Annotated in this window: 11 protein-coding genes; 3 read left to right on the forward strand and 8 right to left on the reverse strand. The window is 64.0% G+C overall.

All coding sequences use genetic code 11. The annotated features are described in order from the left end of the window. Together BLS85_RS18215 and BLS85_RS18220 are read right to left on the reverse strand one after the other, a co-directional pair. Window positions 1-1,655, reverse strand: a 1,655-nt coding sequence (locus tag BLS85_RS18215; RefSeq protein WP_092788159.1) for a ParB/RepB/Spo0J family partition protein, incomplete at its 3' end; no start/stop codon positions are given. Between the two features lie 66 nt (window positions 1,656-1,721). Then, complete coding sequence (locus BLS85_RS18220; protein ID WP_092788160.1) at window positions 1,722-2,132, reverse strand: hypothetical protein; 411 nt, start codon at window positions 2,130-2,132, stop codon at window positions 1,722-1,724. Window positions 2,133-2,345: 213 nt separating this feature from the next. Between BLS85_RS18220 and BLS85_RS18930 the strand changes: the two genes are divergently transcribed. Then, window positions 2,346-3,137, forward strand: a complete 792-nt coding sequence (locus BLS85_RS18930; RefSeq protein WP_143027269.1) for a hypothetical protein — start codon at window positions 2,346-2,348, stop codon at window positions 3,135-3,137. 62 nt (window positions 3,138-3,199) lie between these two features. Here BLS85_RS18930 and BLS85_RS18225 read toward each other — a convergent pair whose 3' ends face one another. From BLS85_RS18225 to BLS85_RS18250, 6 genes are all read right to left on the reverse strand, one after another. Beyond that, entirely contained in the window at window positions 3,200-3,424 is a 225-nt protein-coding gene (locus tag BLS85_RS18225; protein WP_092788161.1) for a hypothetical protein, read from the reverse strand. A gap of 11 nt (window positions 3,425-3,435) precedes the next feature. Then, window positions 3,436-3,792, reverse strand: coding sequence for a DUF2958 domain-containing protein (locus BLS85_RS18230; RefSeq protein WP_092788162.1), 357 nt, complete (start codon window positions 3,790-3,792; stop codon window positions 3,436-3,438). Between the two features lie 117 nt (window positions 3,793-3,909). Beyond that, window positions 3,910-4,959, reverse strand: a complete 1,050-nt coding sequence (locus BLS85_RS18235; RefSeq protein WP_092788163.1) for a Fic family protein — start codon at window positions 4,957-4,959, stop codon at window positions 3,910-3,912. A 244-nt stretch (window positions 4,960-5,203) separates the two neighbouring features. Further along, window positions 5,204-5,509, reverse strand: coding sequence for a HigA family addiction module antitoxin (locus BLS85_RS18240; RefSeq protein ID WP_092788164.1), 306 nt, complete (start codon window positions 5,507-5,509; stop codon window positions 5,204-5,206). After that, complete coding sequence (locus tag BLS85_RS18245) at window positions 5,509-5,793, reverse strand: type II toxin-antitoxin system RelE/ParE family toxin (RefSeq protein ID WP_092788165.1); 285 nt, start codon at window positions 5,791-5,793, stop codon at window positions 5,509-5,511. The genes BLS85_RS18240 and BLS85_RS18245 overlap by 1 nt, the downstream gene beginning before the upstream one ends. A 136-nt stretch (window positions 5,794-5,929) precedes the next feature. Next, complete coding sequence (locus BLS85_RS18250) at window positions 5,930-6,865, reverse strand: ArdC family protein (protein WP_092788166.1); 936 nt, start codon at window positions 6,863-6,865, stop codon at window positions 5,930-5,932. Window positions 6,866-7,203: 338 nt separating this feature from the next. Between BLS85_RS18250 and BLS85_RS18255 the strand changes: the two genes are divergently transcribed. Both BLS85_RS18255 and BLS85_RS18265 read left to right on the forward strand, forming a co-directional pair. Continuing rightward, window positions 7,204-7,395, forward strand: a complete 192-nt coding sequence (locus BLS85_RS18255; protein ID WP_143027270.1) for a hypothetical protein — start codon at window positions 7,204-7,206, stop codon at window positions 7,393-7,395. Between the two features lie 274 nt (window positions 7,396-7,669). After that, window positions 7,670-8,859 (forward strand): recombinase family protein (locus BLS85_RS18265; RefSeq protein ID WP_092788169.1); only part of this gene is annotated, 1,190 nt, incomplete at its 3' end.

An 8,859-nucleotide genomic window follows, 5' to 3' on the forward strand; every position in this document is an offset into this window, starting at 1 on the left:
GACATGGCCTCAAGCGCCCCCCACAGTTCGCCGGGATTGTCGGGCAACCTAGCTGCCCACTCGGCATGACGGGCTTCGAAGGCCTTGGCCGCCGCGCTTTCGGCCAGTTCTGGCGGCTGAATGTTTAGCGTCGCCGAGCGCATGACCAGTTCCAGACAGCTTTCCGCCGCCCAGGGCTGGAAGGTGGACAGGCACAGGGCGTGCAACAGCGACAGAAATGCCGTCTCCGGGCTGCGGCCCAAAGCCTCGCGCAGCGCCAGCGTCCGGAACGCGGTCAGGTCCGAGACCAGCCGGTCGGACAGCGGGCGCAGGCCCTCGTCCTCCGGTTCGCTCTCCGCCGCCGGGGACGCGGCGTCCGGGATCTCGGAAACCTGCACCGGCGGCGTCTCGCCGGATTCCGGCGCGGGACCGAGCGCCGCCGGGTTGGTCTCCGGCGCGTCGGCGCGGGGTTCGTCCTCGGCCCGGACATAGCCGCGCTCGATGTGCGCGGTGCCGTCCATGGCGATGGAGACGAACACGCCCGCGCGGGCCATCTCCACCGGATCGTAGACCACCGGGCGGGTGTCGAGCACTTCGAGCCGTGCCTCGATCTCCTGAACGCGGCGTTCATCGGCATGGGTCAGATCCTCGCCCTCGCCATACGCCCCAAGAATGCGGTCGATCTCGGCCAGCAGGCCGTGCCGTTCGTGCTCCTCGGCGTCGGTGCGGGGGCTCGGTTCGCCGGTCAGTGCCCGCATGCCGTTGGTGTGGCCATAGGGGAAGTCCGGCGCGGCCTCGACCCATGCCCAGCCCTCGGCCTTGATCTCGCCCGCAAGCGCGCTCAGCCGCTCGCCGACGAGGCGCTCCAGGATTGTCATGTCCTGAAACCAGCCGCCGTCATCCTCGCTGAACAGGTCGCGCATGATGATGCCGCCGGCGGCCGCGTAGGCCTCCGCGCCGACGAATCGCGCCCGGCGGTCGTCGGCCGGGATCGCCGTCTCGGTCAGAAGGCGGCGGATCGTGAAGGGCTGGCGGGTCCAGCTATGCTGCGAGACCGTCTCCCACGCCTGTTCCTGCCGGGCGTGATCGTCGGTGACCGTGAAGGCCATGAGCTGTTCGAGCGTCAACTCGCCCTCGGCATAGAGGTTCAGGAGCCTGGGCGAGACGTCGGCCAGCCGCAGACGCTGGCGGACCACGGCGGGTGTGACGAAGAACCGGGCCGCAATGTCCTCAATGGACAGGCCGCCCATCTGAAGGGTCTGGAAGGCGCGGAACTGATCCAGCGGATGCAGCGCCTCGCGGTGGACGTTCTCGGCCAGCGAATCTTCGGCGCCGCTGCCGTCCTCGCGCACGATGCAGGGCACGGGCGCGGTGCGGGCCAGCCGCTTCTGCTTGACCAGAAGCTGAAGCGCGCGGAAGCGCCGCCCGCCGGCCGGAACCTCATAGGAACCGGTCTCGTTGCCGTCCTCGTCCCGGATGGGCCGGACGGCGAGCGATTGCAGCAGCGTGCGATTCGCGATGTCCTCGGCCAGATCCTCAATGGACTGCCCGCCCTTCACGCGGCGGACATTGGCCTGCGAGAGGACCAGCTTGTTGAACGGAATCTCCCGGACGGGGCTCAGGTTGACCTTGCCGGGCTTCGATTTACGTGGTGTGGTTTTCGTTGTGGTCGTCATGGTGACGTCTCCTTCGTTGGTGTTGCGACGGACCGGAGAAGGACCCTCCCTCTCCGCTCGAATCCGTCACAAACCCGAAGACGTCCTTTGACTCTGACTGGCACCGCCGGGCGCGATGCCGGGGATGTTCCTCACCTCCGCCCCCGCCATCGCCATGGCATGGGCGATCTCCTCCAGCGGCGCGTATGAGAGCGCATGGCGCGGCGGCGGACAGGGCGGCCGCCCGACGGCGGGCATGGGGCCGCGCACCACCAGATCGAACAGCACGTCGAAGGGCACGGCCCGGCCGTCGATCACCGGCAGGCCCGCCGAAAGGCAGGCGGCCTTGATGGGCTCCACATCATAGCCGGTCAGCGTCGCGCCAGCGCCGAAGTACAGCGTGAATCCGCCATAACCGATGGACAAATGCCCGCCCGGCGTGGCGAGCGCGTCGGCGATGGCCTCGGCGGTATGGGCGGAAATGGGATCGTGCGTCATGGTCAGGTCTCCCTGACGGGCCGACAGGAGCCCTCTCCCGTCTCTGAAAACCCGTCACGAAGACCTGACTGGACTCTTACTTACGGTTGTGTTGCGGTCTATGCTGGCGCAAGAGATATGCTCTGCCGCCACGGCGGGCCGAGTTTATATCCAGCATTGCACGCCAATGAAACGATGTCGCTCACTGGCACCCAAATGAGGAAACCCAAACGCATGGCCCAATACCCGATCGCTGATAAACTTTACCGCAACGCAGCGATTCACTGCGCAACCCTCGCCATCACGCAAGATGTGGAGAATGAGGCCCATTGGCCGAAAATGGCACAACCGAATGCAGCACTCAGGAATGGTACGATTACATTTGTCAAGACGAACGGGCGCACCTATGGCATCACCTGCCAGCACGTTGTTAAGCATTATCGTGACGTAGTGGCCGCCAGTGGCAATGTCGGGACGTACAGTATGAGGACAATGAAAAACGGGTTTTATGTTGTTATTGACAGATTCATGCAGCCGAGCCCTCAGTTCGGCGAAACGAGACCCGATATCGCTATCCGCGAGATCTGCTCTAAACACATTTCTTTTATTGGAAAAGAAGCGATGAATATAGATACGATGAAAGACATTCCAGAAGACATAAAACATGCTTACGCAGTTGGCTTCCCCGAGGGAATGAAATATCATAAACCGGATGGCCAGCTTGGCTATCGGGTATCATTGCCTCAGGTCGAGATACTCGCTGAATTATCACGCAGACCTGATTCGCGCTTTACGATGTTTTCTGAAATAAAAAAACCGGCCTGCGGTATTAGCTACTCTGGTATGAGCGGCGGACCAATCTTCTGGTCAACAAATGAAGGAGACTACGGTATACTTGGCATAATTTACGAAGGCGCCCCCGGGAAGGATAACAAAACCATCTACGTATATGGCGAACTTGCAAGCCCGCATGTGATTAGGGAATGGATTGCACAATGTGATTCTTGGTCTCTCGAACATAGATAGTGCATTGATGCGATAACGATTCATAATGGCGTCCGCCCGCTTGGTGTTGTGCTGTTAGCCGCTCACGCCGCGACGCCGACATGGTCCGTCAGGACCATGTCGGGTGTGAGGCTGACGAAGAGCGGGTGGATGTTGAGGGTGTTGCCGTCATCGTCCGGCGTGATGGCGACGATGGCCGAGGCCGGTTGCCCGTTCACGAAGCAGGAGAACAGGGCGAGGTTGTCGTAATCTCCGCTGGTCAGGGCTTCGAACGCGTCGCGGTGGGCGGGGGTGATGTTGGTGCTCATGACTGCCTCCCTTACGCTGCGATATGGCCGGCGGCGGTCGCGTCGGCGGCGTAGCGGCTGATGGGCCTGGTGGCTTTGAAGTGCCGGTCGACCTCGACCGGGAGGCCGAGCCGCCCGCGCACGCTCGCCAGTTCCGCGAGCGACACATAGCCAAGTTCCGGGAAGCCGAGCCCCAGGTCGCACAGGCCGAACGCGATGTCAGGCTCCTCCGGGTCAATCTCGGTCAGCAGCCAGGTACAATTGGCGTCCGGCGTGAACAGCTTCACAACGGGATGAAAGTCGATCTCGTCATCGGTGCCGCGCACCGGGTCCTGGCGGCGGCCGTTGGCCAGCAGGCGGTTGTGGATGGATTTCGGCAGAAAGGTCATGGGCCGTCTCCTTTGTTGGTGTTGTGACGGACCGGAGAAGGACCCTCCCTCTCCTTTCAACTCCGTCACAAAACCGAAGACGTCCTCTTCCTCTAAAACCGCGCGGGGGGGTGACCTTCAGGGGAGACCGTACCAGGTCGAACGGCCCGCGCCATGGCGGACCAAAAGGCTCTTGGCCACGAGGGAGGCGAAAGTGGCCTTCGTCGTGTTGGGGCTGGCGCCGTGTTCGTGGACCATGTCGCGGGTCGTGACGCGGCCGTGGTCGCGCGCGTAGTCGAGAATGCGGATGGCGAGATCCGTCAGCTCGGTCTGAGCGCGCCGTTCGCGCTCGACCTTGTCCTCCAGGCGGCGCTTCTGTTGCTGGAGCGCGCGCAGGAAGAACACCAGCCAGGGCTGCCAGTCCGGGGCTTCGGTGTCGATGGTGCCCTGGGTCTGGCGAAGGGCCATATAGTAGCCCTCCTTGTTCTGCTCGATCACGCTCTCCAACGACGAATACGGCACATAGGCATACCCCGCCTGCAACAGCAGAAGCGTCGTGAGCGCTCGGCTCAGCCGTCCGTTGCCGTCCTGGAAGGGATGGATTGCCAGGAAGACGACGACGAACACGGCGACGATCAGCAGCGGATGGAGCCGCCCGACCTCGCGGGCTTCGGCCAGCCAGGCCACCAAAGCCTCCATCTTACGCGGTGTGTCGAAAGGCGTCGCCGTCTCGAACACCACGCCGATCATCGTGCCGTCCGCATCGAACGCGCCGACGTCATTGCGCAGGGTCTTGTAGGCCCCGCGATGGCGTTCGTCCTTGGCGCTGTGCTTCAGAAGGTCGCGGTGAAGCTGTTTGATGTGATTCTCGGTGACCGGAATGTCCGCCCAGGCATGGATGATGGTGTCCATGACCTCGGCATATCCGGCGACCTCCTGTTCATCGCGGCTGTCCAGCCGAGTGATTCGCAGGTCGGACAGCAGGCGCTCGACCTCACGGTCGGTCAACCGGCTGCCCTCGATCCGGGTGGATGACCCGATGCTTTCGATGGTCGCCACGTGCCGCAGGGCATTCAGACGTTCCGGGGCCAGTGTGCCAAGCGCGCGCCAAGCACCCTTGAACTCGTCGATTTCGGCGATGAGAGAGAGAATTTCCGGCGAGATCTGTATCGAGTCCGTGTTGACCATACCGGCAAATATACCGGATTATGCCGGATTACGCAACCGGATTATGCCGGATCAGGGGAATCATCAGGGTCGGACGGCGAACCGCCCGACTCCGCCTCCGCCGGTGCCGAAGCGGACGCGCCCGACGATGACCGGTCCTGGACCTGAAGGCGGTCAGCCTCGGCCTCGATCCTGGCCCAGCGCTCAGGCGGCAATTCGGCCATCTTGTCGCGAAGGGATTTCGGCATGGTTTGGCCCCGGGCGATCATGCGGACACGTAGGGCTTGACGTCGATGGTGTCGGCGCGGCCGCGCATGGTGAAGACGTCGTGCCACGCCTGCATGCGCAGCAGGGTGTCCATGGACACGCCGAAGGCCTTCTCGATGCGCAGGGCCATTTCGGGAGAGAGACCCGCCTTTTCGTTGACGAGGTCGGAGAGCGTGGCCCGGCGCACGCCCAGCACCTCGGCCGCCCGGGAAACGGACAAGCCGAGTTCTTCCAGAATTTCTTCGCGGATGAACTCGCCGGGGTGCGACGGCCTCATACCGATTTTTTCAATGGGCTCGCTCATCAGTGATAATCCTCCAAATCCAGGTCGTGTATTTCGTTGTCATGCAATATAAACGTCAGACGCCAGTTGCCGGAGACCGAGATGCTCCAGGTCCCGGCCCGGTCTCCGTGAAGCTGATGGACGCGCCACCCGGGCGGCCCCTCGAACCGCTCCATGTCCTCGGTGGTCAGCAAGGCCGACAGGATCCGGCGCAGGCGTTTGACCAGATCGCCGCGTATCTCGCGCTCATCGTCGTCTTCAATCAGGCGCTTCAGGCCCCGGTGCCGGACGGTTCTCAGCTTCATACATACAGTGTACGGCTTGGCCGTACAAAAGTCAACAGCAAACACGCAAAGGGTGTTTTTCGTCTGCGCGACACAGCGTTGCGCCCGGGGCAGACGCGGCGCCACTGTGTCGAGCCGTGAAGCGCAAGAAGGCTGCCTACTCGGCGGCCTCGCTGATCTTTGGGATTGGATCCACCTCAGTGTTCGGCTGAAGCCTGTGCAGGTAGTCGGCGGCGCGCTGGGCATGGGCGGCGGCGGAGAAGATGGTCCTCTTGTCCGCCTTCAGGATTCCCAGCCAGTGGTCGATATAGGCCGCGTGATCGTCACGGACATGCAGCGTCAGATCGAGATCGGCGCACAGGAACGCCGCCCCCAGTTCGGCCACCAGTTCCTCGCGGGCATAGCCTTCGTCGCCGAACGTCTTGCGCCCGAAGTCCCGGGCCAACCGGTCGGGGTGGCGAGTCGCGTGCGTTGCTTCATGCCCAAGGGTCGCATAGAAGCTGTCCGCGTCGCGGAACGCCTCAATCGGAGGGATGCGGATGCGGTCGAGCGCCACGTTGTAGCTGGCCTCGGTCCCGCCGGAGACGATCTTGACGCCGATATTGGCGAAGAAGGCCTCGGCGTGGGCAATGCGCCGCGGGCCGTCGGCCCGAGGTTCGGGCTTGGTGTAGTAGTGCGCGGGCAAGTCCTCGATCTGCTCGACGTTGAAAACCGAATAGGCCTTCATGAAGGGGATGCGCTGTTCGACCGTCTCGCCGTCGTCGGTCTCGTCGGTGCGGGTGATGGTGTTGGCGTAGACGACGGGCGAGCCCTTCTCGCCCTTTCGGACGTGCGCGCCGAGTTCCTTGGCCTGCCGGAACGTCATCCACATCGGCGAGGCGAAGCCGTGCTCGAGGGCGGCGGCCCACAGCATGAGGATGTTGATCCCCGCATAGGTCACACCGTTGTGCCGGAGGGGCCGGTTGACCCGACCGGCGGCGTGCTCGGCGCTCCAGGGTTTCTCCCACGGGCGCACGCCCTTTTCCAGTTCGGCGATGATGCTGTCGGTGACCCGGGTGTAGATGTCCTGCCGAGGGGTGGTTTCGCGTGACATGGTCCGTCTCCTTTGTTTCGTGCGGTCGACGGGCCGGAGAAGGACCCTCCCTCTCCTGTCAAATCCGTCACGAAACCGAAGACGTCCTCTTTCTCTGACGGCCTCGACCGGGCGCGGGCGATGATTCCTCGTGAAGCCGAAGCCGGACCGGTGCAGCGCGGCGGGCTGGACCGGGACGAACGGACGGGTTCGGACCACCGTGCTGGCCTGATGATCCTTCCATGCGCGTGCGGGCGGCCTGCCCGCCCACGGATGCCTTCTGACCCCATGATGATGTCGGGACGGGGCGAAAGGCTCCGATGGGCGGGGCCTCCACACACGAGATGGAGGATACGACCATGCACGGTCTCACCACATCCGATCTGGTCTGGCGACCAACCGCGGACCTGCACGGCCTGCTGCGCGCGGCGTTCACCGTGATCGCCGGAAGCGCACCGGACAGCCCGGACCGCCGGGCGGCTTTCGCCGCAATCAAGGCGATCCGCCGGGAACTGGCCCGGCGCGGATCTCAACCGCACCCGAGGCCATAAGCCGGGTCACCAACGGGCGGACCGCACATGCGGCCCGCCCGTTCCCGCGAGGAATTCCGGGACCTAGGTCGGCCTACACTGGCGCCATGGATACGGCACCCACATCGCGGCCGACGCGCGGCACCAAGCAGAACGGGGACGGCTCGGCGACCCTGGACCCCCGGGTGGTCGCGCTCGTCAAACTGCTTGCGCGGCAGGCAGCGGAAGCGGAGTATGAACGCCTCCTCCGCACGCATATGTCTGCCCAGCCGCTCCCGCCGGAAGAGTCCGCGCCATGACCCTCGCCGCGATCTACGCCCGCTATTCCTCGGACCTGCAACGCGACGCCTCCATCGACGATCAGGTGCGCATCTGCAAGGAGCGCCTGAACAAGGAAGGCTGGCGGCTGCATCAGGTCTATTCGGACCGGGGGATTTCCGGATCGAACCTACTGCGCCCGGGCGTGCAATCCCTCATGGCCGATGCCGGGCGGGGGCATTTCAGCATCGTCGTTGCCGAAAGCCTCGACCGCCTGTCCCGCGATCAGGAAGACATCGCCGCGCTGTTTAAGCGCCTCTCCTTCGCGGGGGTGAAGATCGTCACGCTGTCCGAAGGCGAGATCAACGAACTACACATCGGCCTCAAGGGCACGATGGGCGCGCTGTACCTCAAGGACCTGGCCGACAAGACCCGCCGGGGCCTGCGCGGGCGCGTCGAGGCCGGAAAGTCCGGCGGTGGCTTGACCTACGGCTACGACGTGGTCAAAGCATTCGACGCCAACGGAGAGCCGATCCGGGGCGAGCGAACCATCAACGAAGATCAGGCCCGCATTGTTCGCCGCATCTTCGACGAATACGCGGTCGGACGCTCCTCACGAACCATTGCCGTCGGCCTGAACACGGACGGCATTCCCGGCCCTTCGGGCAAGGCCTGGGGCTTCAGCACCATCAGCGGCAACCGCGAGCGCGGCACCGGCATCCTGAACAACGAACTCTATATCGGCCGTCTGGTCTGGAACCGCCTCCGCTACGTCAAGGACCCCATGTCCGGCAAGCGCGTCTCGCGCCTGAACCCGGAAGAGAACTGGATCATCCAGGACGTCCCCCAAATGCGGATCGTCGATAAGGACCTCTGGGACCGGGTGAAGGCGCGACAGAAGAAGACCGGTGTGGACACGCACGGAAAGGGCTCCAAGGGTGATGTGCCCGCCACGGTCGCGCCGAAGGATGGCTTCTGGAACCGGCGCCGCCCGAAAACACTGTTCTCGGGTCTGCTCAAGTGCGGGGTGTGCGGCGGTGGTTTCGTGAAGATCAGCGCCGAGCATTTCGGATGTGCCACGGCCCGCAACAAGGGCACCTGCTCGAACCTGCGCACGATCCGCCGCGACCGGATGGAAGAGACCATCCTGTCGGGGCTCCGGGATCACCTGATGGACCCTGCGCTGTATGCGGTGTTCGCGGAGGAGTTCACGAAGCACATCAACAC

Origin of the sequence: Rhodospira trueperi (assembly GCF_900101965.1) — a bacterium.
Taxonomy (GTDB): Bacteria; Pseudomonadota; Alphaproteobacteria; order Rhodospirillales; family Rhodospirillaceae; genus Rhodospira; species Rhodospira trueperi.